The 23074-nt window shown below is 63.3% G+C and carries 25 protein-coding genes; 9 read left to right on the forward strand and 16 right to left on the reverse strand.

Annotated elements, in window-relative coordinates:
* Positions 1-90: 90 nt before the first annotated feature.
* Genes H7C86_RS07670 through H7C86_RS07705 form a run of 8 tightly spaced genes read right to left on the reverse strand, consistent with a single transcriptional unit; the run spans position 91 to position 7066 of the window.
* A complete protein-coding gene (locus H7C86_RS07670) occupies positions 91-717 on the reverse strand; it encodes a TenA family protein (RefSeq protein ID WP_019745492.1) in 627 nt (208 codons plus the stop codon).
* Entirely contained in the window at positions 714-1466 is a 753-nt protein-coding gene (locus tag H7C86_RS07675) for a glutamine amidotransferase (protein ID WP_003939869.1), read from the reverse strand. The genes H7C86_RS07670 and H7C86_RS07675 overlap by 4 nt, the downstream gene beginning before the upstream one ends.
* On the reverse strand, positions 1459-2550 hold the full coding sequence (locus H7C86_RS07680; protein ID WP_259349058.1) for a phosphotriesterase: 1092 nt from the start codon (positions 2548-2550) through the stop codon (positions 1459-1461). Before H7C86_RS07680 ends, H7C86_RS07675 begins: the two co-directional genes overlap by 8 nt.
* Positions 2505-3548, reverse strand: a complete 1044-nt coding sequence (locus H7C86_RS07685) for an ABC transporter permease (protein ID WP_003939698.1) — start codon at positions 3546-3548, stop codon at positions 2505-2507. The genes H7C86_RS07680 and H7C86_RS07685 overlap by 46 nt, the downstream gene beginning before the upstream one ends.
* Positions 3545-4315, reverse strand: coding sequence for an ATP-binding cassette domain-containing protein (locus tag H7C86_RS07690; protein ID WP_003939830.1), 771 nt, complete (start codon positions 4313-4315; stop codon positions 3545-3547). The genes H7C86_RS07685 and H7C86_RS07690 overlap by 4 nt, the downstream gene beginning before the upstream one ends.
* A gap of 2 nt (positions 4316-4317) precedes the next feature.
* On the reverse strand, positions 4318-5325 hold the full coding sequence (locus tag H7C86_RS07695) for a substrate-binding domain-containing protein (RefSeq protein WP_019745494.1): 1008 nt from the start codon (positions 5323-5325) through the stop codon (positions 4318-4320).
* Positions 5322-6221 (reverse strand): carbohydrate kinase family protein, encoded by a 900-nt coding sequence (locus H7C86_RS07700; protein WP_029537090.1) that lies wholly within the window; start codon positions 6219-6221, stop codon positions 5322-5324. The genes H7C86_RS07695 and H7C86_RS07700 overlap by 4 nt, the downstream gene beginning before the upstream one ends.
* A gap of 2 nt (positions 6222-6223) precedes the next feature.
* Positions 6224-7066: a BtpA/SgcQ family protein gene (locus H7C86_RS07705; RefSeq protein ID WP_003940276.1), complete on the reverse strand. Its 843-nt coding sequence runs from the start codon at positions 7064-7066 to the stop codon at positions 6224-6226.
* A 234-nt stretch (positions 7067-7300) separates the two neighbouring features.
* Here H7C86_RS07705 and H7C86_RS07710 point away from each other — a divergent pair, with 234 nt between their 5' ends.
* Positions 7301-8326: a LacI family DNA-binding transcriptional regulator gene (locus H7C86_RS07710; RefSeq protein ID WP_182261340.1), complete on the forward strand. Its 1026-nt coding sequence runs from the start codon at positions 7301-7303 to the stop codon at positions 8324-8326.
* On the opposite strand, the gene H7C86_RS07715 is transcribed toward H7C86_RS07710, so the two are convergent.
* The 4 genes from H7C86_RS07715 to H7C86_RS07730 all read right to left on the reverse strand — a co-directional run bounded on the left by H7C86_RS07715 (position 8287) and on the right by H7C86_RS07730 (position 12385).
* On the reverse strand, positions 8287-9369 hold the full coding sequence (locus H7C86_RS07715) for a M20/M25/M40 family metallo-hydrolase (protein ID WP_182261341.1): 1083 nt from the start codon (positions 9367-9369) through the stop codon (positions 8287-8289). The two genes, H7C86_RS07710 and H7C86_RS07715, sit on opposite strands and share 40 nt — an antisense overlap.
* Before the next feature lie 26 nt (positions 9370-9395).
* Positions 9396-10013: a sortase domain-bontaining protein gene (locus H7C86_RS07720; protein WP_182261342.1), complete on the reverse strand. Its 618-nt coding sequence runs from the start codon at positions 10011-10013 to the stop codon at positions 9396-9398.
* The gene (locus H7C86_RS07725) at positions 9985-11679 is read right to left on the reverse strand and encodes a hypothetical protein (RefSeq protein ID WP_019745499.1); all 1695 of its coding nucleotides are present in this window, start codon (positions 11677-11679) and stop codon (positions 9985-9987) included. The genes H7C86_RS07720 and H7C86_RS07725 overlap by 29 nt, the downstream gene beginning before the upstream one ends.
* A 133-nt stretch (positions 11680-11812) precedes the next feature.
* Entirely contained in the window at positions 11813-12385 is a 573-nt protein-coding gene (locus tag H7C86_RS07730; RefSeq protein WP_019745500.1) for a peroxidase-related enzyme, read from the reverse strand.
* 154 nt (positions 12386-12539) lie between these two features.
* Between H7C86_RS07730 and H7C86_RS07735 the strand changes: the two genes are divergently transcribed.
* On the forward strand, positions 12540-13418 hold the full coding sequence (locus H7C86_RS07735; RefSeq protein ID WP_019745501.1) for an AraC family transcriptional regulator: 879 nt from the start codon (positions 12540-12542) through the stop codon (positions 13416-13418).
* Positions 13419-13481: 63 nt separating this feature from the next.
* Here H7C86_RS07735 and H7C86_RS07740 read toward each other — a convergent pair whose 3' ends face one another.
* Positions 13482-14129, reverse strand: coding sequence for a CoA transferase subunit B (locus H7C86_RS07740; RefSeq protein WP_019745502.1), 648 nt, complete (start codon positions 14127-14129; stop codon positions 13482-13484).
* The gene (locus H7C86_RS07745) at positions 14126-14872 is read right to left on the reverse strand and encodes a CoA transferase subunit A (RefSeq protein WP_007730016.1); all 747 of its coding nucleotides are present in this window, start codon (positions 14870-14872) and stop codon (positions 14126-14128) included. The genes H7C86_RS07740 and H7C86_RS07745 overlap by 4 nt, the downstream gene beginning before the upstream one ends.
* Before the next feature lie 171 nt (positions 14873-15043).
* Here H7C86_RS07745 and pcaH point away from each other — a divergent pair, with 171 nt between their 5' ends.
* Genes pcaH through H7C86_RS07775 form a run of 6 tightly spaced genes read left to right on the forward strand, consistent with a single transcriptional unit; the run spans position 15044 to position 20972 of the window.
* Positions 15044-15763, forward strand: a complete 720-nt coding sequence (pcaH, locus tag H7C86_RS07750) for a protocatechuate 3,4-dioxygenase subunit beta (protein WP_019745503.1) — start codon at positions 15044-15046, stop codon at positions 15761-15763.
* Positions 15756-16397: a protocatechuate 3,4-dioxygenase subunit alpha gene (pcaG, locus tag H7C86_RS07755; RefSeq protein ID WP_019745504.1), complete on the forward strand. Its 642-nt coding sequence runs from the start codon at positions 15756-15758 to the stop codon at positions 16395-16397. The genes pcaH and pcaG overlap by 8 nt, the downstream gene beginning before the upstream one ends.
* A gap of 11 nt (positions 16398-16408) precedes the next feature.
* Positions 16409-17737 carry a 3-carboxy-cis,cis-muconate cycloisomerase gene (gene pcaB, locus H7C86_RS07760; protein ID WP_019745505.1) on the forward strand — a complete coding sequence of 443 codons (1329 nt, stop codon included), beginning with the start codon at positions 16409-16411 and terminating at the stop codon, positions 17735-17737.
* Positions 17734-18915, forward strand: coding sequence for a 3-oxoadipate enol-lactonase (gene pcaD / locus H7C86_RS07765; protein WP_019745506.1), 1182 nt, complete (start codon positions 17734-17736; stop codon positions 18913-18915). The genes pcaB and pcaD overlap by 4 nt, the downstream gene beginning before the upstream one ends.
* Positions 18912-19736: an IclR family transcriptional regulator C-terminal domain-containing protein gene (locus H7C86_RS07770; protein WP_007730008.1), complete on the forward strand. Its 825-nt coding sequence runs from the start codon at positions 18912-18914 to the stop codon at positions 19734-19736. Before pcaD ends, H7C86_RS07770 begins: the two co-directional genes overlap by 4 nt.
* Before the next feature lie 24 nt (positions 19737-19760).
* A complete protein-coding gene (locus H7C86_RS07775) occupies positions 19761-20972 on the forward strand; it encodes an acetyl-CoA C-acetyltransferase (protein WP_019745507.1) in 1212 nt (403 codons plus the stop codon).
* Here the strand turns inward: H7C86_RS07775 and H7C86_RS07780 are convergent, their stop codons facing one another.
* Entirely contained in the window at positions 20973-21512 is a 540-nt protein-coding gene (locus H7C86_RS07780; RefSeq protein ID WP_257207229.1) for a MarR family winged helix-turn-helix transcriptional regulator, read from the reverse strand.
* A gap of 72 nt (positions 21513-21584) precedes the next feature.
* Here H7C86_RS07780 and H7C86_RS07785 point away from each other — a divergent pair, with 72 nt between their 5' ends.
* The gene (locus H7C86_RS07785; RefSeq protein WP_019745509.1) at positions 21585-22310 is read left to right on the forward strand and encodes an SDR family NAD(P)-dependent oxidoreductase; all 726 of its coding nucleotides are present in this window, start codon (positions 21585-21587) and stop codon (positions 22308-22310) included.
* Here H7C86_RS07785 and H7C86_RS07790 read toward each other — a convergent pair whose 3' ends face one another.
* Positions 22311-23030, reverse strand: coding sequence for a dienelactone hydrolase family protein (locus H7C86_RS07790; protein WP_019745510.1), 720 nt, complete (start codon positions 23028-23030; stop codon positions 22311-22313).
* Positions 23031-23074: the final 44 nt, after the last annotated feature.

A 23074-nucleotide genomic window follows, 5' to 3' on the forward strand; every position in this document is an offset into this window, starting at 1 on the left:
GAGGCCCGTAGGTTGCGAAAGCGACCTACGGGCCTTTTGCTGTGCGCCTTTATTAACCGCCGGGGGTTAATAAAGGCGCACAGCAGTAGCTCACACCGCCACGTTGTGAAAATCGATCTCTGCGGCCAGCATGCCGGAGAACCACCGATCCAGGTCCTCGTCGGTGACGGACTCGGGCATGGCGTCCACCTCGCACGCCAGCACCGCCACCTGAGACACGAACGGCGGAGCGACATGCATGTCTACCCAGTCCTGCAACGCTGGTTCGCGCTGTACGTTCACTGCCGCCGCCTCCCGGCACCACGACAGATACAGGGATTCCGCGGCGTACATGCCCACCAGGGCCGCCGCCCTGCCCTCTTCGCCAGCGAGGGTCAAGGCATGCGTCGACAGCACAGACGACTCCTCGACCAGAGCCGCTGCGTCCCCCGCGTACGGGAAGCGGGAACGCAACTGCGCGAAATACTCGCGCTGTTCGCCCACCAGGTTCGACATCGACGTCACGTGGTCGAGCGCGTCGTCGAGCGTCGGGGATTCGGCGACCACCAACCCCAACACCTTGACGGCCGTCAGTACGAATGCCTCTTCGATCACGAGGTACCGGCGGAATCCCTCATCACTCAACGTCCCGCCGATGGTGTCCTCGATGAATGGAACCGCCCGCGCGGCAGCGAGATTACTCTGCTGCCGCGCGAGCAGGTCTGAGGAGCGACTCATTCGCCGGCGACCCAACTGATCAAGCCGTCGAACAGGTCGGTGTATCCAGGCCACTGCTCACAGAACTCCGGCGGAGCCCAGTGTGGCGAGCAGTCCGAGGTGAAGACGATCGACCGTCCGGCGCCGTATTCACCGGCAGCGACAAGCGGATCGCCGTTGATGGTGGCGGGAACCACGGCACCGTCCTTCGCGACGACACGGTTGTATCCCAGGAGCGCCGGCCAGGAATCGCCGGCACCACCGAGAGCCGGGTGAGCAGCATCGACGACGGTGGGAACGATCCCGGCCGGTGTCTCGACGCGATCGTCTTCGGCCAGCATCGTCACGGGCAGTACTTCGGCGATCGCGGTCTGGCGGAAAGCTGCTCGCGCCTGGAACCCGGAGAACGAGAGGTAACCACCGATCATCATCAGTGAGCCGCCGGCGTTCACCCAGTCACGTAGCGCGACAAGACGATCCTCGCCGGCGCGGAACTGGTCGAACACGCCGGGAGCCAGCTGCAGCGAGTTCGCTCCGATGTCGGAGAGAACGACGACGTCGAACTGGGACAACGCTTCTGCGGTACCGGGGAACTGCGTCGGCACCAGGTGTGCGGGCATGTGTGTCACGTCGTGGCCACGTGAGGTGAGCGCATCCCGAAGCGGACCGACTCCCTCGACGTAGGAATGGACACTGAACTCGTCGACGCCCTTGACGTGCGTCGACGTCGTCATCCAGCTCTCGCCGGCGATCAGTACTCGTTTACCCATGACTGCTTCTGTTTCCTTTCGCGGCCTGCTCGAAGAGCGACCTCGGGTTGTCTCGCATCAGTGCGGACACTTGCTGGGGATCTACGCCTGCGCGCACCAACCGGGCGGCGAAGGCGAGTGGTACGTAGGAGAATCCGTTTCCGCCGTGCTTTCTGAGCATTGATTTGAGGAAGAGGTCGTGACTGAGCAGGAGCTGTGATGCGTGACCGGAGGTGACCAATCCGGCTACCGCAGTGGCTGTTTCCGCCGGATGCGGCGAAAGACCCTCGCCTGGGAAATCGAAAGGCATCCCGATCATGTCGAACTCGAGAAAGACACCGCGGTAGGCGAGCGATCGTTGGTAGTCGGCGTCGTGTCCGGACGGGTCCATGTGGCACAGGACCACTGCTTGCGGATCGACGCCCATCTCGTCGACCACGATGTCGACGACGTGATGTCCGACGCGCTGCCATCCCGGAAGGTGGACGAACAGGGGCACGTCCACCTCGCGCTGGGCGATGCATGCCGCCCTCAACGCTTTCGCCTCGTTCTGAGTGAAGAGCGGGGAGACTCCGATCTCCCCGATCACGCCAGGTGCCAATTCCTTTGCCGGATCGAACTCCTCGACGAGCGAACCTGCCAGATCGTCGACACCGAGTTCGTGGACCCCGACCGGATGGGTCGTCTCGAGGTACCACCCTGAACCCATGATCACTCGCACGTCTGACTTTCGCGAGAACTCCGCCAACTTCTCCGGTGCCCGGCCCAGTCCCGGCGGTGTCAGATCGACGATCGTCCGACCACCGAGGCGGGCGAAGTCCACAAGGTCTTCCACCACGGCCGCTGCGTCGTCGACTCGACAATTGTCGAGACTGTAATACGGATTGTCGTGAAGAAGCCAGGCATCCTCGGCGCGTACCGGACCGGCCAACCGCTGTGCCACAACCGGATCCGGGGCCTCGGTGTACGCACCGGTGACGTCGTTGTGCAGATGTTCGTGTGGGAGAACCAGTCCGAGTTCCGAGCTGTCCACAGTTCCCGTGACAGTACGAACCTTGCTCATGAGCGTGCAGGCCCCGAGGGTGCGGACTGCAGGTGTCGCCACAGCGCGCTCAGGGTGTGTCCCCGCATGTTGATCCAGATGGCCAGGAGCAGAACGACACCGGTGATGATCGGTGTCAAGAACGGGCTCACACCGAGCAGGGTCAGTCCGTTGGCGATGATTCCGGTCAGGACAGCGCCGATGACGGTACCGATCACGGTGCCGCGACCGCCGAAGAGGTTGGTGCCACCGAGAACCACCGCGGTGATCACCGTGAGCTCGAATCCCGTTGCGGAGTTGGCCGAACCCGAGCCCAGTCGAGCCGCGATCAGCAGTCCCGCGATACCGGCAGCCAAGCCGGTGAAGACCAGCGTCATCATGAGCACACGACGCGTGTTGACGCCGGACCGTCGCACGGATTCGACGTTGGATCCGATACCGGTGACGTAGCGCCCGAAGCGCATGCGGTTGAGCGCAATTGCTCCGATGACCACGACGACGAGAGCAATCCAGGCGCTGGCGGAGAACCCGAGGAACTCAGCAGTTCCGAGCTTCGCGAAGTAAGTGTCGGCCGGAACCGGAACGGAGAATCCTTCGGTCCGATACAGCGCGATACCGCGAATGACGGACATCGTCGCCAGAGTCACGATGAACGGCGGAATGCCCTGATAGGCAGCGAGCCATCCGTTGACCAGGCCCCAGGCCGCACCCATCACCGGGGCGGCGACGAAGACCAGGGACGAATCGACGCCGGCCTGGATAAGCTCGGCACTCATCGCCGCGACGAACGCGACGATCGCACCGACGGACAGGTCGATCTGACCTGCCGTGATCACGAAAGTCATCGCCACCGCGATGATCAGAACCGGAGCGATCTGGGTTGCCAGGTTCGACAGGTTCGTGAATGTCAGGAACGACGACGTGGTCGCCGAGAAGACGGCTGCGACAGCAACTGTCACCGCCAGCATCGCGAGGGTGGGCTTGTTGACGCTGTCCCACAAGGAGGGTTTCGCGGCGAGCTTGCGCTCGATCGGCGCCTGGGTCTTCTCGAGAGTGGTCATGCCGTGGCTCCCTGTGTTGCTGCCGATGTCCGTTGCGGCACCGGAGTTCGAGTGATGAGTCCGACGAGGGACTCGATGTTCAGGTCGCCGATCGGAACGTCGTCGACGCTCTGCCCCTCGTACATGACCGTGATTCGGTCACATACGCGGAACAGGTCCTGCAGGCGGTGTGTCACGAGAATGACGCCCACTCCGGCCGCTGCGACGTCCGTGATCAGCTTGAGCACCGACTCGACCTCGGCGACGGCGAGCGCTGCGGTGGGCTCGTCGAGGATCAGTACGTCTGGCCGAAAGGAAACAGCGCGGGCGATCGCGACGGTTTGCCGCTGCCCGCCGGACAGTTGCCCGATCTCCTGGTAGGTCGACTTCACCTTGACATGAAGGTCGGCGAGAATGTGAGCCGCCTTCTCGTGCATGGCATGCCGGTCGAGGAATGGACCTTTTCGCGGTTCTCTGCCGAGGAACAGGTTGCTCGCGACATCGAGCGTGTCGCACAGCGCCAGGTCCTGGTAGACGATGCCGATCTTCTTCTGCTGCGCGTCGAGCGGCGTCGAGAAGCGCACTGGTTCACCGTTGACGCGCATTTCGCCGCCGTCGTGCTGGACGGCGCCCGCGAGGATCTTCATCAGGGTGGACTTGCCGGCGCCGTTGTCGCCGACAACTCCGAGTACTTCACCCTTCGCCAGCCGAAGGTCAACTCCTTGAAGGGACTTCACCGGTCCGTACGACTTGGTGATGCCCGAGAGTTCGATCAGTGGAGGTGCCATGATTACTTCTCCAAGTAGTACATGTAGTCGGCTACGTTCTCCGGGGTCACGATCTGGGTGGGGACGGGGATGTTCGCCGGAGCGCCGCGACCACAAGCCAGGTCGATTGCCGAATTCATTGCCTCGTGGCCGAATTCGAAGGTGTTCTGCTGGACCACGCCTTTAAGCCAACCGGCTTTGAGTCCGCCTACCGCCTGATCCGAAAGATCCCAACCGACTGCTTCGATGCGATCCTGCGCCTTCTGACTGTTGACCGCCGCAACGAGTCCGATCAAAGCCGGCTCACCGGTTGCGTAGACGTACTTCATGTCGCCACCGCCGGTCAGCAGGTTCTCCGCTGCGGTCTGTGCGTTCTCCTGAATGTTACGTCCGTCCACGACGGTGCCGACGGTCATTCCGCGGCCGGTCACGGTCTCCGTGAAGCCCTTCTGCCGCTCCAACTGGACAGTGCTGTTGAGCGCGCCGACGATACCGACCGTTCCGGTGTTGTTCGCGACGTCGGCCAAGGTGTTTCCGATCTTGGCACCGCCCTCGGCATTGGCCGTACCGACCTGAGTCGACAGCGCCGGATCGTCGATGGTCGCGTCGACCGCGACGACGGGAATACCCGCGTTCTTGGCCTTGACCACCGACGGCTTGATTCCGTCCGTGTCGATTGCATCGACGATGATCGCGTCGACTCCGGCGGCGATCAGATTGTCGAAGGCGTTGGCCTGCGCCACGGAATCGTCGTTGCCACTGATGATCTGCAAGTCGACACCTGCCTTGTCCGCGACGTTCTTGGCGGCATTGTTGATCTGGTTGAAGTACAGCGCCTGAAGGTTGATGGTCACCAGACCGACCTTGAGCTTGCCGTTCGTCCCGTCACAGCTTTCGGCGACTCGGGTCGGCTGCGGGATGGACGAGCCACCCGATGCGTCCTTCGAGTCACTCGACGAAGCCGAGTCACAAGCGGTGAGCGTGAGCGCGACTGCAGCTCCCAGCGCCAGAGGCAATGCACGTTTCATCATCGAGTCTCCAAAAGGGTGTGAGGGGTCAATGTTGCTGTGAAGCTGTCCAATTCATCTCGGGTGGGGCATCCACGGGGTCCGGCAGTGGCGCAAGCCAAGGCAGCCGAGGCTCCCGCGAGTCGTGCAGCGTCCACCGGTGAGCGCCCGGCGTCGACAAAAGCGATGTACGTACCGCCGAAGCAATCACCGGCCCCGACGGCATCGACGACGTCGACCACTACTGCCGGTTCGCTCGTCACCTCGCCGCCCGGTGTGGCCAGTGTCCAACCTCGCGAGCCGTCGGTCACCAGCAGGTGTGTGTTGTGTTCGGCGGCCAGTGCCTGCCACTGATCGAAACCGATCCCGAACTCGCCTTCCCACAGGGCACGCCCTACGACGACGTGGTCAGCGAGCGCGAATGCGCGCAGTGCCGCGGCTTTGTTTTCACAACCGTCCAGATCGATTACCAGACTTACGCTTCCCGGCAATCCCTCTGGCAGGAAGCCCGCACGGTATCCGTCGAGGAACAGCCGTCCACCACCGGCAGCAGCCAATCGGGTGATGACAACTCCGATTCGTTCGGCATCGTTCGGGTCGTCTTGACTGATGATGGAGCGATCGCCGTCCTGCGCGATGAGTACAACTGCCGTCGACAGGAACGCATCTCGCGGCGACCAACTGGTGTCGACGCCGTCAGCCTCGAGGGCTTCGAGAAACTCGGTGGATCGCGCGTCCGGGCCCACGGCACCGGCAAAGATCACCTGCGCGCCCATTCGGGCTGCGGATACCGCAGCATTTGCATTCATTCCACCGTCGATCTGACTGATGGCCGTTGCCTGCACGCGCTCTCCGAGCACCGGTACATGTGGAACATGTACCGTCACATCGTTGTTGGCGTATCCACAAAAGACAATCATGGTTACTTTCCTGCGGCCCGGGACAGTTCGCGGACCTTCTCGCCTGCGACCCGTCCCCACCAGCGTCCATTGTCCTTCACCGAGGATGCAACTATGGCGCCGTCGCATTCCTTCATCAGCGCTGCGACGTTGGCAGCCGTGATGCCGGATCCGATGATCACGGGAAGAACGGTGTTGTCTCGGATCACGGAAACCTCGTCGACCGAAGCGGCGTCACCGGTGCGCGAACCGGTCGCGATCAGGACATCTGCATCGAAGAACTCGGCGTCTTCGGTCTGTTCCGCGACGGTGCGGTCCGCAACAATGGCATGCGCACCATGCTTGACGTGCACGTCAGCGAAGATCCGGACCGGGTCGGCGCCGATGCGATGGCGGAAGCGCGTCGTCTTGGCCGCCTGACCCTCGATGAAGCCCTCATTGGCGATGTAGGCATTGGCCCACTGATTGACGCGCACAAAACTCGCGCCTGCCGCCCACGCCGCGGCCACTCCGCACTCGCCGGCGTTGGACAGGATGCTGACGCCGACGGCCTTGCCGAACTCACCGACCACCGCTGCCGTGATGACTCCCATGCTGGCGGCGGTTTCGTATCCGTGTTCGCCGGGCTTGAGGAACGGTATGTCCCAGTGATTTTCGACGATCACACCGTCGAAACCGTTGTCGACGTACGCGTGCGCTTCCTCCACAGCGAAGCGAGCAATTTCCGAAACCGGCTGCCCGGTGTAGTGCGGGCTGCCCGGCAGAGCAGGGAGGTGGATGGCCCCGATGAGAGAAGGCGTGCCGGTGAACATCTCTGCCAACGCCGAGGGCTTGGGCGGAAAGACTCCGAGCGGTGATGCGGTCACTTCAGCTACCCCATTCCATGCGCAAGATTTGCGCTGTATGTCCATGCACAAGATCTGCACACGATGTAATCGATTGCCTTGATGAATTAGCAGGTTATGCGATCAACACCGGGTTGTGTCAAGGATTTCACAATTCGAATTTGTAAACGATTGCCTCAATCGCGTTACATGCGGGACACTGGACCGTGCGGTTCGATAACCTCGGACCCGAATCGAGCAGAAAACGGGGGACGCATGCGCAAGGCGACCATTCGCGATGTCGCGGAACTGGCCGGGGTCTCGACTGCCACCGTGTCGCGGGCACTGTCCGGATCCCGCCCTGTCTCGGACGAGCTTGCAGCGACGATCAAACGAGCCGCGGATTCTCTCGGATACTCGGGAAACATCATCGCCAGCTCACTGCGTCGCAATCGGACGGACACTGTCGGCATGGTGGTTCCCAGTATCGCGAATCCCTTCTTCACTTCGCTGGTGGTCAACGTCGAACACGTCCTGGCTCAGCGCGGCCTACAACTGTTCCTGTGCGATTCTCGTTCCGATCCCGACGTGGAAGCGCAGCGGCTCAAGTCGCTCGTCTCGCGGCAGGTGGACGGAATCATCATCAGCCCGTGCCACGGCGAATTGAGTGCCGAAGCAGTACGAGCCAGCGCAGCAACGCTTCCGGTCGTTCAACTGGACCGGTTTGCAATGGATACCCAGACGGACTGGGTCGGTGTCGACGACGACGCCGCTCAATCACTCGTGATGGAGCATCTGTCCGAGCGCGGCGCGCGATCGGCTGCCTTCATCAGTTCCGAGCTGACCAATTCGTCGACCGAACTTCGCCGGGCCGGATTCTTCCGCCATGCGGATCGAATGGGAATCGAAACTCGTGACGAGTGGACACAACTCGGCGAGTATTCGATCGAATGGGGACGCACGGCGTCCAACACCATCCTGACCGGCAAGACTCGCCCCGACGCCTTGGTCTGCGCCGACGACCTGATCGCGCTCGGTGTGCTGCAGACCTGCCACGCATTGGGCATCGACGTCCCCGGCGACGTTCTGGTCACCGGTTTCGACAACATCCCCTTCTCCGAACTGTGCAATCCGCCGTTGACCACCGTCGGACAGCCGCAGGAGAGAATCGCGGAAGAAGCTGTGCGACTTCTGGATCAGGCGATGAACAACTCTTCCGAGTCGACAGCCCACATTGCGCTTGCTCCTGAACTGATTGTCCGTCAGTCCACCGTCGGCCGAGCAGCAGCCACGGCACCGTAGGCAGCGATCGCATCGTCCAGTTCGGACACCTTGACGCTTTCGTTGGCCGCATGCATCAGCGAGGGAGTGCCAGGGCCCCAGATCACGACGGGAGCGCCGGGGGCGGCCGCTGCCAGCACCGAAGCGTCGGTGAAGTACGAAACCGGTTCGGTTGCAACAGGGATCGGCAAGGTGGCCAACCACGGATCCGACGCGTCGGTACGCACACCTCCCAGGTGAATCGACGTCTCTACCGAGTCGACTTCGGGTTGTGCGCGCCACCATGCAAGCAGGTCTGCGCCGTCTCCCACCGTGCGGTGATCGATCACCGCACGTGCATTGTCCGGCACGATGTTCGGAGCCGAACCGCCGCCGACCAAACCGAGGTTCCAGGTTTCAGCGCCCAGAAATGCGTCGGACGACAGCGGAAGCTCACGCCGAGCTCGATCGACGACGTCAAGCAGTTTGAGGACAGCGTTAGTTCCTCGCTGCGGCGTACTCCCGTGCGCGGCTTTTCCTTTGACGGACACTTCGAGCCACAGTGCACCGCGGTGCCCCAGGTTGATGCGATTGCCGGTCGCCTCGGGAACGATGACAGCCCCGACCTCGAGATTCGCCACGGCGTCGGCCGAACGAGCGGCCCCGAGCGATCCGATTTCCTCGTCGCTCGTCAGCAGTAGTGCGACCGGAACTCCACGTTCGAAAGCGTCGACAACCGCGGCAGTAGCGGCAACAAGGCCGGCCTTCATATCCGATGTCCCTCTGCCGAGGAACAATTCGCCGTCGACCTGTGCGGCGTACGGGTCGAACTCCCAGTCGGAGACAGTTCCCACTGGCACCGTGTCCACGTGGCAGGCGAACAATAGTCTTGCTGCCGAGGGTGCAGCTTCGTTGGTGATCAAGGCCCAGGGATGATTGCCGGTCAGGTCTGACTCGACCTTCGCCTGTGGCGCACGTGAGAGAACCAACGAGACAATCGAATCCATCGCCCGCCGTTGAGGAGCGGCCTCCCCCGAGACCGTGTCGAGAGCTACCAGTTCCGAGAGAAGTCCGAGGGAATCCATGTACCTATTCTTGCACTGCCACGGATTCAGTGCGCTGCCAGCTGGGCGATGATGACGTAATTGTCGTCGGTCGACTCTCCTTCGACGACATCACAATTGGCGAGGATCAACCGTCCCGGAACCGATTCGCGCAACTCGTGAGTGCCCAGCAGCGAACCTTTGTGCAGCGGCCCGACTGTTTCGACGTCGTACTCGAGTGTGCCGTTCGGTGTAGCCAGGAGAATTCGATCGCCCGGCTCCACTACCCGGAGCGCCCGGAACGGTGCTTCGCGAGTGGTGTAGTTGTGCCCGACGACAACAACGGTCTGTGTGGTCTCCGTTCCCGGCATTCCGCTCTCGCCCCACCACACCGGCAGTTCGTCGACGGGATTCAGTTGCTGCCCACTCTCGCCGCCGCGCATCAGTTTCTCCGAGTGCAACGGACTGCTCAGGTACGTGCCCCCGGACGCAGACCTCAACTCGATCCTCTCGGGTTCTGCCGGATCGACGGTCACCGAAGCCGGTGCAGCCGCGATATGCGACTGCACCGGCGAGCGGTCAGGTAGCGATCCCGCATTCTCGCCCGAACATCCGGATGCGAGGAGGGCGAGGATCGCTACCGCCGAGAGGCCGGCGCTACGCAGACGTGTTGCCCGGGCCGTCATGACGCTTGCGACGAACAACCACCGTCGTAGCTGCTGCGGCGGCAGCGCCCACGACTCCGACGCCGATCAATACAGCCGGCAGGTTGGAACTGCTGCTACCGCTGGTGCTGCTTGCAGTGTCACCGAGAGCAAGTTCGACGGGGGGCAGGCTTCCAGCGAGTGCCGGATCGCCGTCGGCGTCGGTGACGTAGTAGTCGACGACGTCGAAGGCTCCCTTGTTGTTGTAGTAGCCGACCAGCTTGACGCCGGTCTTGTTCACTACAGCGGTGGTCTCGTCGACCTTCGTGACCCCGGAGCCGTCGTCGGTGTGCTCACCGATGATCACTTCACCGCCGACGCCTGTTCCGTTGTCGATCTCCTTCTCGCCCTTTGCCTTGAGCTCGTCGACGATCTTCTGCGCTGCATCCGCTTCGGCCTTTGCGGCGGCTGCAGCGGCCTGAGCTTCCTTGGCCTTTGCTGCTGCGGCGTCGGCTGCGGCCTTCGCGTCTTCGGCGGCTAGGTAGAGATCCTGCGCCTTCTTGCTCGCCGCTTCGGCAGCTTCGGCCTTCTTGGCGGCTTCGGCAGCCTTTTCGTCGGCAATGGCTCGCTTGTCGGTGGCAGCCTCGCCCGCAGCATCGGCTTCGGCCTGGGCCGTCTCCGCGGCCTTCTGCGCAGCGTCGGCGTCCTTTCGTGCGGAAGCCGCGGTAGCTGCCGCTTCATCTGCGGCCTTACGGGCGGCAGTGGCAGCTTCTACCTCGGTTGCGGCCGCGGACTCGGCTGCCTTGGCCGTGGTTTCGGCGGCGGTGGCCACTTTCTGAGTTTCCTTGACGGTGATCGCGAGCTGCTTGGCGTTCCATGCGGCCGCTATCGCCTGGGCCTTTGCGGCGATCGCCTTCGCGATGTCCCAGTTCTTGAAGGCTTCCTCGGCTTCCTTGTTCTTGTCCGCAACCAGCTTGGCGTTTGCATCCGCGGCAGCCTTCGCCTCATCGGCTTTGGCTTGCAGAGCATTAGCCTCGGCGCGCGCCTTTGCTGCCTCTTCGGTCTTGGGCCCCGAACCGGCGGCCTTCGCAGCTTCCTCGAGTTCAGCAGCCTTGGCTGCGGCCGCGTCTGCTTCTGCCTGAGCTGTTTTTGCTACCTCTTTCGCATCGGCTGCAGCGGACTCCGCAACCTTGGCTGCCTCTTCGGCTTCCTTGGCAGACTGTTCCGCGGCCCCTGCCTCCGCCTTGGCCTGGGTCGATTCGACCGCCGCCTTGGTTGCCTCGACGCTCGCCTGAGTCATTGCCTCGGTCGCCTTCACCGAAGTGTCTGTCGCTGCGGACGAGTCGACCCCTGCCGTCGCGGCTGCTTCGGCGGCCTTCGCTGCCGCGTCGGCTGCTGCTTTGGCTTTTGCTTCGGCTTCCGCCAGTGCTGCGGCGTCCGTACCTGCGGTTTCGGCACTGCCCGCGCCCGCGACCCCGGCTTCAACCTTCTCGGGTGTGGTCTCGGTGCTCGTCGCCGCGTCGGCGTCGGTGGTGGCAGCTGCCTCTTCCTCGGCGCAGGTCACCAGCGGATCGGTACTCGGAGTACACACGGTTTCGGGCTCTGCCGATGCAATTCCTGTGCCGCCCACCGCCAATCCGAGAGCTAGTACGGCACCGGCGGCCGCAGAGCGGACCCTCCGAGAATGGGCGATGGACTTCTCCGACATAGCGCTCAACCTTTCGGCCTTCTTTACGAAGACGGCAATTCCGGCGTGGACAGCCTTTACTTCGTCGGCTGAGTTCCAGACGTTACGACCGGTCGGTCCGAAAAATTGAAAGCTTATGTTCGAGTCGCAGGAATCAGGACCGCGGAACGCGCCCCATCAGGTAGAACTCCGGATTGGGCAGCATGCCGGAGAAGCTCGCCATGCGATTGCTCAGCCCGAAGAATGCAGTGATCGCGGCGATGTCCCACGCGTCCTCGTCGCCGAAGCCGTGCACACGGAGGGTGTCGAAGTCGACGTCGGCGATTTCGTGCGAGGCGGAGTTCACCTTGGTGGCGAAGTCGAGCATCGCGCGCTGACGATCGGAGATCTCTGCGGTGCGATAGTTGACCGCAACCTGGTCGGCAACCAGCGGCTTCTTCTCGTAGATACGCAGAATCGCGCCGTGCGCGACAACGCAGTACGTACATTTGTTGGCCGCAGAGATCGTGGTGACGATCATTTCTCGATCGCCCTTGGTGAGTGCGGAATCTTCCTTGAGCATGATCGCGTCGTGGTATGCGAAGAATGCCCGGAACTCGGCTGGCCGCCGAGCGAACATCAGGAAGACGTTGGGCACGAACCCTGACTTCTCCTGGATCTCGAGAATCCTGGCGGCGATGTCCTCGGGCACCTCGGTCAATTCAGCCTGCGGAAAACGGGTGCTCACTGTGCCTCCTGGTCAACCATCGATGTTCGATTCAAGATAATGATGATTAACTGAGTTGTCCAGATGCATTTCCTGCCCTACTTTTTCGGGCACGGATAGTCGGGTACGGACCAAGTGATCTGCGTAGCGTGAAACCCGTGAACAGGAAGACACGATGATCGACGGACTGAACCGCGCGCTCGACTACATCGAAAGCAATCTGAGCGGCGAGATCGACACAGCCGAGATGGCAAGGCTGGCAACCACCTCGGAGTATCACTTTCGGCGGATGTTCTCGGCCCTGGCCGGCATTCCCGTATCCGAATACATCCGTCGACGTCGACTCACCCTGGCCGGTGCCGAGTTGTCCGTCAGCAGATCAGGAGTGTTGGAGACCGCCGTGAAGTACGGCTACTCGTCCGCGGAAGCCTTCACACGAGCGTTCACCGCATTTCACGGCGTGAGCCCCGGCGCGGTCAAACGCGCTCCCGCCGTTCTCAAATCACAACCGAAACTTGTCATTCACGTGACGTTGGAAGGAGCCACACCGATGGACTACATGCTTGTGGACAAACCTGCCCTGACGGTAGTCGGGTTCAAGACCCGGGTTCCACTGGTACACGAAGGTCCCAATTCTGCGATCGAAGATTTCACCCGCTCCGTGGACAAGGTTGCGCTGCGCGGTTTGCGCGAGCTGTCCGATCAGGAACCGGCGGGAATCGTCAGTGTCGTCGACAATTTGGCGCATCCCAGAACCGAAGGTACAGAACTGGATTACTACCTGGGAGTGGTCACCGGCAAACCTTCACCCACGGGTTTCGATGTGCTGACGGTCGACGCACACACGTGGGCCGTGTTCACCGCCGACGGGTCGGCAATCGAATCTGTGCAGTACTTGTGGCGAGATATCTACACGGAATGGTTCCCGGCCAACCCTTTTCGCTCCGTACCTGGTCCCGAGATCATGCGTACCGAATACAACGACGATTTCACCGTCGCGCGGTTCGAGCTCTGGATTCCGGTCGAGAGCGAGCTGAACGACGTCGGGGCGTAAAACAGCCGCCGGGTCGGATGGAAGTCACGACCCGGCGGCTGAGCCATCAGATGAAACAGACTGTCAAAGAATCAGTTTCGCTCCGGTAGCGGCAACCACGTCGTCGACGCTGATGCCCGGCGCCGTCTCCACCAGGCGGAGACCGTCGTCAGTCACGTCGATCACGGCCATGTCGGTGATGATTCGCTGGACGCAGCCCTTACCGGTCAGCGGAAGCGAGCACTCCTCGACGATCTTGTGCTCACCCTTCTTCGAGACGTGCTCCATCATCACGATGACGCGCTTTGCGCCGTGGACCAGATCCATCGCGCCGCCCATGCCTTTGACCATGTGGCCGGGGATCATCCAGTTCGCGAGGTCTCCGGTGGCACTGACCTGCATGGCACCGAGCACGGCAACGTCGACCTGGCCGCCGCGGATCATGCCGAACGACGCTGAGGAGTCGAAGAACGACGCACCGGGGAGAACGGTGATGGTCTCCTTGCCCGCATTGATCAGCTCGGGATCGAGTTCGTCCTCGGTCGGGTACGGCCCCACGCCCAGAACGCCGTTCTCCGAATGCAATACAACGGTGATGTCGGTCGGGAGGTAGTTCGGAACCAGCGTCGGCATACCGATGCCGAGGTTCACGTACTGCCCGTCCTCGAGTTCGCGCGCGACGCGGGCCGCCATCTCTTCGCGGGTGAGTTTGGTGGGTAGTACAGAAGTCATGCTCGTACCGTCCGATTCTCGATGCCGACCGTCACGGGGCCGACGTGGACAACACGCTGAACGTGAATGCCCGGCGTGTGGATCTCGGCAGGGTCGAGCTCACCCGGCTCGACGAGGTGCTCGACCTGCGCAATGGTGATGCGCCCCGACGTTGCTGCAGCCGGATTGAAGTTCTGGGTACTCGCGCGGTAGACGAGGTTGCCGTGCCGGTCACCTTTCCAGGCGTGGACCAGTGCATAGTCGGCGACGATGCCGCGCTCCATCACGTAGGTGACGCCGTCGAAGTCACGAGTTTCCTTGGGCGGACTGGCAACTGCGATGCCGCCGTTGCCGTCGTAACGCAGTGGCAGGCCACCGTCGGCGACCTGGGTGCCGACGCCGGCCGGGGTGAAGAACGCGGGGATGCCCGCTCCCCCGGCGCGCATGCGCTCGGCGAGCGTGCCCTGCGGCGTGAGTTCGACTTCCAGCTCACCGGAAAGGTACTGACGCGCGAACTCCTTGTTGGAGCCGACGTACGAGCTGACAGTACGACGGATACGCCCCTTCTCCAGAAGCACTCCGAGCCCGAACCCGTCGGTGCCGCAGTTGTTGCTCACCGTTTCGAGTGATGTCGCGCCCTGCTCGAGGAGCGCATCGATGAGGATTTCCGGCACTCCGACGAGCCCGAAACCTCCGACAGCGATCGTGACGCCGTCCGGCACGTCGGCGACGGCCTCGGCAGCAGTGGGAATGACTTTGTCCATCATGTCGATCACAGTAGCGCGGTGCGTACGTATTGTGAACCCCCGTGCGCATCACGAACATTTTTCGCCCCCGGCATTGCCTGGGTCACATCTACGAACTATTCTGTTCGCAGAGCGCAACATATGTACACATTGCGAACAACTTCACGTAACCGAACGACGAGGTTCCCTATGCTGCATCTACCGCCGAGGTACCAGCGGCCGACTGGCGTCAACGCCCCGGCCGATTTCGCGGACTACAAGACCACTTCTCTTCGCCACCCGAAGCAACCGCTGAAGCTGCTCCCCCAGCGCCTCACGGAGCTCACCGGGCCGGTATTCGGCGAAGATCGCGTCGGCGCCGGCGAAAACGACCTGACCATTGCCAACGGCGGCGAAGCACAGGGACAGCGCATCGTCGTTCACGGCCGTGTACTCGACGGCGACGGAAAGCCGGTCCCCCACACACTGCTCGAGGTGTGGCAGGCCAACGCCGGTGGACGCTACCGCCACACCGGCGACAACTGGCCCGCACCGCTGGACCCGTTCTTCAACGGGCTCGGTCGCTGCGTGACCGACGCGAACGGCCACTACAGCTTCACCACGATCAAGCCGGGCGCCTACCCGTGGATGAACCACGACAACGCCTGGCGACCGGCCCACATCCATTTCTCGCTGTTCGGCACGGCATTCACGCAGCGCCTCGTGACGCAGATGTACTTCCCCGACGATCCGATGTTCTTCCAGGACCCGATCTACAACGCGGTACCCGAAGCAGCACGTCACCGCATGGTCAGCGTCTTCGACTACGACGCCACAGTCCCCAACTGGGCTCTCGGGTTCCGCTTCGACATCGTCCTGCGCGGCCGTGATGCCTCCGTATTCGAGAACGAGGAAGACCACGATGACTGATCGCACCGCGAAGCCCGCACCCAGTTATCCGGTCGTCCCCGGCGACTTCACCACTGCCCCCTTCGGTGTCACGCCCTCCCAGACCGTCGGACCGTACTGGCACATCGGCCTCCCCTGGACGGACGGCCCCGACGCCGCTCCCGCCGATGCCCCCGGACGAATCACGCTGGCCATCACGGTGATCGACGGCGCCCGCACACCCGTCGCCGACGCGATGATCGAAACGTGGCAGGCCGATACGCTCGGGCGCTTCAACCATCCGGACGATCCCCGCGGCGCAGTGGACCTCACTCCGGCTGGTTTTCGCGGATTCGCGCGCAGCGCAGCAGATTCCACCGGTACCGCATTGGTCCACACCGTCAAGCCCGGAGCGCAGCCCACTGAAACGGATGCGGACGAGGCCCCACACGTGAACGTGTCGGTCTTCGCTCGAGGGATGCTCGACCGCCTGGTCACCCGCTTGTACTTCCCCGAGGACACCGACGCACACGTAACAGATCCGGTGCTGTCCTCACTGAGCGAAACCGAACGCGCGAAGTTGGTTGCAACCAAGGTCGACGGTGGGTACTCCTGGACGGTCTATGTTCAGGACGAGGACGCGAACGGCGTCGAGACGCCATTCTTCGAGCTGTAAGAGGAGTACACATGCCCACTCGCGGCGCACTGTTCGACCCGGTGTTCGGGGCCACCCGAGTATCGGAGCACCTGTCCGACCAGGCGTGGGTCACCGCGTTGCTCGACGTGGAGGCCGCACTGAGTTGTGCGATGGCCACCGTCGGGTTGGCCGACGGGGAACATTGCGCCGCGGTGGCGACCGCCGCAGCTGAACTCTCACAACCGGGCGGCCTTGACATCGTGGCGCTCGGCCGCGCGTCGGCCACCGGCGGAAATCCCGTCATTCCGCTGGTGAAGATGCTGCGCGAAAGGGTGGGACAGGAAGGTGTGCCTGCCTCCGTGGTGCACCCGGGCGCCACCAGTCAGGACATCATGGACTGTGCGCTGATGCTGTTGACGCGACGCGCGGGCACAGTGGTTCTGGCCGACCTGACCCGCGCCGCCGATTCCGCCGCCCACCTCGCCCGCATCCATCGCTCTACTCCGATGGTCGCGAGAACCCTGGGACAACAAGCACTTCCGACCACCTTCGGGCTACTGGCATCGAGTTGGTTCACCGCACTCGACGCCGCAGCGATTCGTCTCGAAATCGTGCTGTCCACGTTGCCGGTTCAATTCGGCGGAGCCGCAGGAACACTCGCTGCGTTGTATCCCGACGGGCTCAGGATCGCGGACGCGCTGGCCGACGAACTCGGTCTGGCCAGGCAGGTCACTCCCTGGCACACCGACCGCGTGACCATCGCAGAACTCGCGACCACACTCGGTATCGTCGCCGGCGCCGTTTCCAAGCCCGCCACCGACATCACCGTCATGGCGTCCACCGAGCTGTCCGAGGTCGCCGAGAGCGCTCCGGGCGGCTCATCGGCCATGCCGCACAAGCAGAATCCGGTTGCCGCGATCACCGCCCGCGCGGCAGCGCGACGTACTCCCGCCCTGGTGGCCACAGCCCTGTCGAACATGGATCACGAATTCGCTCGCGCCGCAGGCCCCTGGCACGCCGAGTGGGAAACCGTCACCGATCTCCTGCGTCTGGCAGGCGGAGCAGCGCACCAGCTTTCCGTGAGCCTCACCGGCCTGCAAGTACACACCGAGTCGATGGCTCGTAATCTAGACATCACCGGTGGCCTGATTCTCGCCGAGCGTGTCACCAAGGCCCTGTCCGCACACACTGATCGAGCACGCGACATCGTCACCGCGGCAGCCACTTCCGGAACCAGGTTGGATCGTGATCCCGCCATCGCAGAGCACCTGAGCGAAACCGAGATCGCCGAACTACTCGACCCCGCACACTATCTGGGCCACGCCACCGATCTGGTCGACCGCGCCCTCGCCGAACGCCCCACAGGAGGATCTCGATGAGCGTCGCGCTCAACTTTCAACAGACCGGCAATCCCGATGCCCCGGCAGTGGTTCTCCTGGGTTCACTCGGATCCGATCTGTCCATGTGGCAGCCGCAGATTCACGCGCTGTCGAATCGCTACCGCGTCATCGCCGTCGATCATCGCGGCCACGGCAAGTCACCGGTGCCTGCGGGCCCCTACTCCATTGCCGATCTTGCCGGCGATGTCATCGCTCTCCTCGATTCGCTCGAACTCGAGTCCGTACATCTCGTTGGGCTCTCCCTCGGCGGCGCTGTCAGCCAGTGGATCGCCGCGCACCACCCCACTCGCGTCGAGACGTTGACGTTGATGTGCACGTCCTCGCAGTTCGCCCCGACTCAGCCATGGATCGATCGTGCGCAGGCTGTCCGTGCGGACGGCATCGCGTCCATCGCGGCCGCCGTCGTCGGACGCTGGTTCACGCCGGGACTGGCCGAAAACGATCCGGAGCTTGTCGCCCGCCACGTCGCGATGGTCGAAGCCACACCCGACGAGGGTTATGCCGCCTGCTGCGAGGCGCTTTCGATGTGGGACGGCCGCGCCGACCTGGCCCGCATCGTCGCTCCGACGCTCCTCGTCGCGGGCGAGCAGGATCCGTCGACACCTCCGGCGACGTTGAGCGCGATCGCCGACGGTATCGCCGATGCGGTACTGCACGTGGTCGATCCCGGCGCACACCTCGCCAACGTCGAACAGGCCGGGCGCGTCACCAAACTGCTTGCAACGCATATTGCCTCGCACACATCTGCGCTCGCCCAACGTAGCGCCGCGGTATCGGCAGGTATGACCGTACGACGTCAGGTGCTCGGCGACGCCCACGTCGATCGTTCCATCGCCGGTGCCACCGAATTCACGGCCCCGTTCCAGGACTTCATCACTCGCACGGCGTGGGGCGACATCTGGTCACGCCCCGGCCTCGATCACCACACCCGCAGGCTCCTCACTCTCGCGATCCTCACTGCCGTCGGCAACGAACACGAACTCGACATGCACATTCGCGCTGCGCTGCGTGCCGGGATCGATCCCGACGAACTCGTGGAAGTATTTCTCCATACCGCGGTTTATGCGGGTGTGCCGAACAGCAACTTGGCTTTTGCGCTGGGAAAGCAAGCACTCGCAGACCTCTCGGCCGAACCTGAGGAGAACGAGACAACATGAGTGAGAACAGCAGCGAGCAAGCGCCGGGACCGTCACCGGACTACGTGCAGTCGCTGGCCCGTGGGCTGTCCGTCATCAAGGCTTTCGACGGTGAGCACCCGCGTCGCACCCTCAGCGAGGTTGCCAGGCACACCGATCTCACGCGTGCGACTGCTCGCCGCTTCCTGCTCACACTCGTCGAACTCGAATACGTACGTACTGACGGTTCGGTGTTCTGGTTGACGCCGCGAGTCCTCGAACTCGGCTACAGCTACCTCTCCAGTCTGTCCCTTCCCGAGATCGCCGGGCCGCATCTGGAAGCCTTGTCCGCCAAGGTCCGTGAATCCACGTCCGTGTCGATCCTCGACGGCGACGACGTCGTGTACGTGGCCCGTGTTCCGGTCAGCCGCATCATGACGGTTTCCATCACCATCGGCACGCGCTTTCCCGCGTACGCCACATCCATGGGTAGGGTTCTGCTCGCCGGCTTGCCGGACGACGCCCTGGACGCCTACCTCGCCCGAGTGTCCTTCGCCCGCCTGACCGGCAAGACCATCTCCACCGCCGACGGTCTGCGTGCCGAACTCGAGAAGATTCGCGCCGACGGATTCGCGATTGTCGATCAGGAACTCGAGGAGGGTCTGCGCTCGCTCGCCGCACCCATCCGGGACGCAACCGGTGATGTGGTCGCGGCTGTCAACATCTCCACCCAAGCCGCCCGCTACAGCGCCGAAGCTGTTCGCGGTGAACTGGTTCCGGCCGCAGTCGCCACCGCGGACGCCATCTCCGTCGATCTCGGACGTACTCAGTCGTCCAACAATCACTCGGCAGCCACTCGCTGACCGGGCATACCCAAGGAAGAACCAATGCCTGACGTTGTCATCTGTGAACCGCTCCGCACCCCTGTCGGCCGCTTCGGCGGTGTCTTCCGTGACGTAGCCCCGGAAGATCTCGCCTCGACGTTGATCGCCGAACTCGTCACGCGTACCGGCATTTCCGGCGCGGAGATCGACGACGTCATTCTCGGCCAGGCTTCGCCGAACGGTGAAGCTCCGGCGATCGGACGCATCGCGGCGCTCAACGCCGGTCTGGGCGTCGATGTTCCCGGCATGCAGGTGGATCGCCGGTGCGGGTCGGGATTGCAGGCAATCATCCAGGCCGTCATGCAGGTTCAGTCCGGTGGCAGTGATCTGGTCCTCGCGGGTGGTGCCGAGTCGATGAGCCAGGCTGAGTTCTACGCAACCGGAATGCGTTGGGGTGTCAAGGGTGAAGGTGTTGCGCTCAGCGATCGTCTCGCGCGCGCCCGCGTGACAGCCGGCGGACGCGACTTCCCGGTTCCCGGCGGAATGATCGAAACGGCAGAGAACCTGCGCGCCGAGTTCTCCATCAGTCGCGAAGATCAGGACGCACTCGCGGTGCAGTCGCATCAGCGTGCCGTTGCCGCACAGAAGAACGGCGTCTTCGCCGAGGAAATCGTTCCGGTATCCGTTCCGCAGCGCAAGGGTGAGGCCCTGCTCGTCGACACCGACGAGCATCCGCGGGCCGACACTTCGATGGAATCGCTTGCACGCCTTCGTCCCATGCGCGCAAAGATCGACCCGGACTCCACCGTGACGGCAGGTAATGCCAGCGGCCAGAACGACGGCGCAGCGCTGGCGATCGTCACCACCGCAGACAAAGCCCGCGCACTCGGACTGCGACCCCTCGCACGCATGGCAAGTTGGAGCGTTGCCGGAGTTCCCCCGCGCACCATGGGCATCGGTCCCGTCCCGGCGTCGGAGAAGGCACTCGGCCGCCTCGGATTGACCTTGGCGGACATGGATGTCATCGAACTCAACGAAGCCTTTGCGGCACAAGCACTTGCAGTCCTGCAGAGTTGGAAGCTCGAAGCCGACGACCCACGCGTCAACCCCAACGGCTCCGGCATCTCCCTCGGCCATCCGGTCGGTGCCACGGGTGGACGAATCCTGGCCACCCTGTTGCGCGAGATGGACCGTCGCGAAGCGCGTTACGGCCTCGAGACGATGTGCATCGGCGGCGGGCAGGGCCTGGCTGCAGTGTTCGAGCGCCTGTCCTGATCAAGCCCCGACGTGCGCGACGCCAGGGTCACCGAGTTCGCCGCGTAGACCGTCGAGAAAGACACGCAGCAGTTCGGTGAGTTCGGCCTGCTGCTGCTCGGTGAGAATCGACGTCAGTTCGGCTTCGCGGCCGAGGACTCGGTCCACCAATTGCTCCACCAGTTCGTGACCGGCGGCAGTGAGGGTCACGAGCACTATTCGCGACCCTTCCGCGGCAGAAGACCTCTCCACCAGACCCGCGTTCTCCGCGCGCGCGAGTCGCTGCGAGATCGCACCGGCCGTGACTCCGGTCTGCTCGGTGATCTGGCGAGTCGTCAACTGATACGGCTCGCCGGATCGCCGCAGGACACTGAGTAGGTCCAGCGTGGCTGTGTCCGCACCGGCCGAGGCGAGTACCCGTCGGCGATCCTCACCGAGCAGCTTGGCGCACATCCACAGCCTGGTCACAATGCCGATACCCTCTACGGGCGTGCCCGGCCTTTCGCGAAGCCAGGCCAACGCAACCGCGTCCACCGCGTCGTCCGGGTTGTAATCGCCCACCACTGCACACCTCATTTAGCTCTAAATGATACGTTCTTCGTATAGGTCTAAACGTAGCTCACGGAGGTAGGCATGACACGCACAGTTCTGGTCACCGGCGGCGGAACAGGGATCGGACGCGCAGTTGCAGCGGCGTTCGCCCGAGAGGGAGACACAGTTTTTGTCACCGGCCGACGCACGGAACCACTCGAAAAGACTGCAGAGGAGTTGGGTTCCGATGTTCACGCCTTGACGTGTGACAACTCCGACCCGAAAGACCTGAAGCGGCTGCAGGATTCGCTTCCGGGAACCATCGACGTCGTGGTGCACTGCGCCGGTGGCAACACGGACTTCGATCGCGAGGCACCGTCAGATCTGGAATCCCTGGCCGCCGGGTGGCGTGCGAATCTGGACTCCAATCTCATCTCGGCAGTGCTGACCACAGCCGCAGTTCGCGATCGAATCCCCAGCGGCGGTGCCGTCATCACCATCGGATCGATCGCCGCCGACAAGGGCGCGGGCGCGTACGGCGCTGCCAAAGCCGCAGTTGCGACGTGGAATATCGATCTGGCCGCCGAACTGGGCCCCGAAGGCATCACCGCGAACATCGTCTCCCCCGGCTACATCGCCGACACCGAGTTCTTCCGAGACTTTCTGACGGACGAGCGTCGCGCGATGCTGATCGAGTCCACCACCACCAAGCGCGCCGGAACACCGGACGACATCGCATCAGCCGTCCACTTCTTGGCCTCACCTGGCGCCCGGCAGATCACCGGTCAGGTATTGGCAGTCAACGGCGGTGAGAGAACCAGTCGCTGATCAGGCCAGGTGGCGCTCGAAGAACGAGTCGATTCGCTTCCAGGCGTCCTGCGCTGCAACAGGATCGGGACCGATTCCGAGGATGCGCTCCAACGGACGAAGCACCTTGGGTCCGGCCTCCGCGTCGTTGAGGAACGCGTGGCCGGCGGTGGGGTACTCCTTGACGTCGTTCTCGATACCGGCATTGCTGAGCGCCGTCTCCAGCTTCGCTGCCGCACCCCGGAGCGAGAAGTCCTTGCCTCCGAAACTCCCGACGATCGGGCACGCATCCACCACGGCCTCATCGAGTTTGCGTGGAAGCTGACCGTAGTTGACCGAGGCAGCATCGAAATCTCCGGCGCTGACCATCGCGAAGCCGCCGCCCATGCAGAATCCGATGACACCGATCTTTCCGGTGCAGTCCGGGGATTCCAAAAGCCAACTGCGAGCGACTTCGATGTCGGTGAACGCCTTGCCGTGTCCTCGAAGCATCGACGTCATGGTCGGCACGAGGCACCGCTTCGCCCCGCCCGCGCTGTAGAGGTCGACAGCGAGCGTCAGGAACCCCGCAGCGGCCAGTCGCTTGGCTTGCCGCTGCATCACCTCCTCGAGCCCGAAGGCCTCGTGAATCATCACTACCCCCGGCCACGGGCCGGGGGTAGTGGGTGTTTCGAGTATCGCTCGCAGCGGTTGTGATCCGCCGACTACTGCGGCGCGGCCCGTCAGATCTATGTCCACCATGTCTCGATGCTAGGCCGACGCTGCGTCCGTAGGCTCGGAAGCGA

The organism is Rhodococcus sp. UFZ-B548, from assembly GCF_903819475.1.
Classification (GTDB): Bacteria; Actinomycetota; Actinomycetes; order Mycobacteriales; family Mycobacteriaceae; genus Rhodococcus_F; species Rhodococcus_F erythropolis.

Bases quoted from the DNA above. Each gene is read 5' to 3' on its own strand.
- H7C86_RS07670 (WP_019745492.1), bottom strand. From the start codon at position 717: ATGAGTCGCTCCTCAGACCTGCTCGCGCGGCAGCAGAGTAATCTCGCT.
- H7C86_RS07675 (WP_003939869.1), bottom strand. From the start codon at position 1,466: ATGGGTAAACGAGTACTGATCGCCGGCGAGAGCTGGATGACGACGTCG.
- H7C86_RS07685 (WP_003939698.1), bottom strand. From the start codon at position 3,548: ATGACCACTCTCGAGAAGACCCAGGCGCCGATCGAGCGCAAGCTCGCC.
- H7C86_RS07690 (WP_003939830.1), bottom strand. From the start codon at position 4,315: ATGGCACCTCCACTGATCGAACTCTCGGGCATCACCAAGTCGTACGGA.
- H7C86_RS07695 (WP_019745494.1), bottom strand. From the start codon at position 5,325: ATGATGAAACGTGCATTGCCTCTGGCGCTGGGAGCTGCAGTCGCGCTC.
- H7C86_RS07700 (WP_029537090.1), bottom strand. From the start codon at position 6,221: ATGATTGTCTTTTGTGGATACGCCAACAACGATGTGACGGTACATGTT.
- H7C86_RS07710 (WP_182261340.1), top strand. From the start codon at position 7,301: ATGCGCAAGGCGACCATTCGCGATGTCGCGGAACTGGCCGGGGTCTCG.
- H7C86_RS07715 (WP_182261341.1), bottom strand. From the start codon at position 9,369: ATGGATTCCCTCGGACTTCTCTCGGAACTGGTAGCTCTCGACACGGTC.
- H7C86_RS07720 (WP_182261342.1), bottom strand. From the start codon at position 10,013: ATGACGGCCCGGGCAACACGTCTGCGTAGCGCCGGCCTCTCGGCGGTA.
- H7C86_RS07725 (WP_019745499.1), bottom strand. From the start codon at position 11,679: ATGTCGGAGAAGTCCATCGCCCATTCTCGGAGGGTCCGCTCTGCGGCC.
- H7C86_RS07735 (WP_019745501.1), top strand. From the start codon at position 12,540: ATGATCGACGGACTGAACCGCGCGCTCGACTACATCGAAAGCAATCTG.
- H7C86_RS07740 (WP_019745502.1), bottom strand. From the start codon at position 14,129: ATGACTTCTGTACTACCCACCAAACTCACCCGCGAAGAGATGGCGGCC.
- H7C86_RS07745 (WP_007730016.1), bottom strand. From the start codon at position 14,872: ATGGACAAAGTCATTCCCACTGCTGCCGAGGCCGTCGCCGACGTGCCG.
- pcaH (WP_019745503.1), top strand. From the start codon at position 15,044: ATGCTGCATCTACCGCCGAGGTACCAGCGGCCGACTGGCGTCAACGCC.
- pcaG (WP_019745504.1), top strand. From the start codon at position 15,756: ATGACTGATCGCACCGCGAAGCCCGCACCCAGTTATCCGGTCGTCCCC.
- pcaB (WP_019745505.1), top strand. From the start codon at position 16,409: ATGCCCACTCGCGGCGCACTGTTCGACCCGGTGTTCGGGGCCACCCGA.
- pcaD (WP_019745506.1), top strand. From the start codon at position 17,734: ATGAGCGTCGCGCTCAACTTTCAACAGACCGGCAATCCCGATGCCCCG.
- H7C86_RS07770 (WP_007730008.1), top strand. From the start codon at position 18,912: ATGAGTGAGAACAGCAGCGAGCAAGCGCCGGGACCGTCACCGGACTAC.
- H7C86_RS07775 (WP_019745507.1), top strand. From the start codon at position 19,761: ATGCCTGACGTTGTCATCTGTGAACCGCTCCGCACCCCTGTCGGCCGC.
- H7C86_RS07785 (WP_019745509.1), top strand. From the start codon at position 21,585: ATGACACGCACAGTTCTGGTCACCGGCGGCGGAACAGGGATCGGACGC.
- H7C86_RS07790 (WP_019745510.1), bottom strand. From the start codon at position 23,030: ATGGTGGACATAGATCTGACGGGCCGCGCCGCAGTAGTCGGCGGATCA.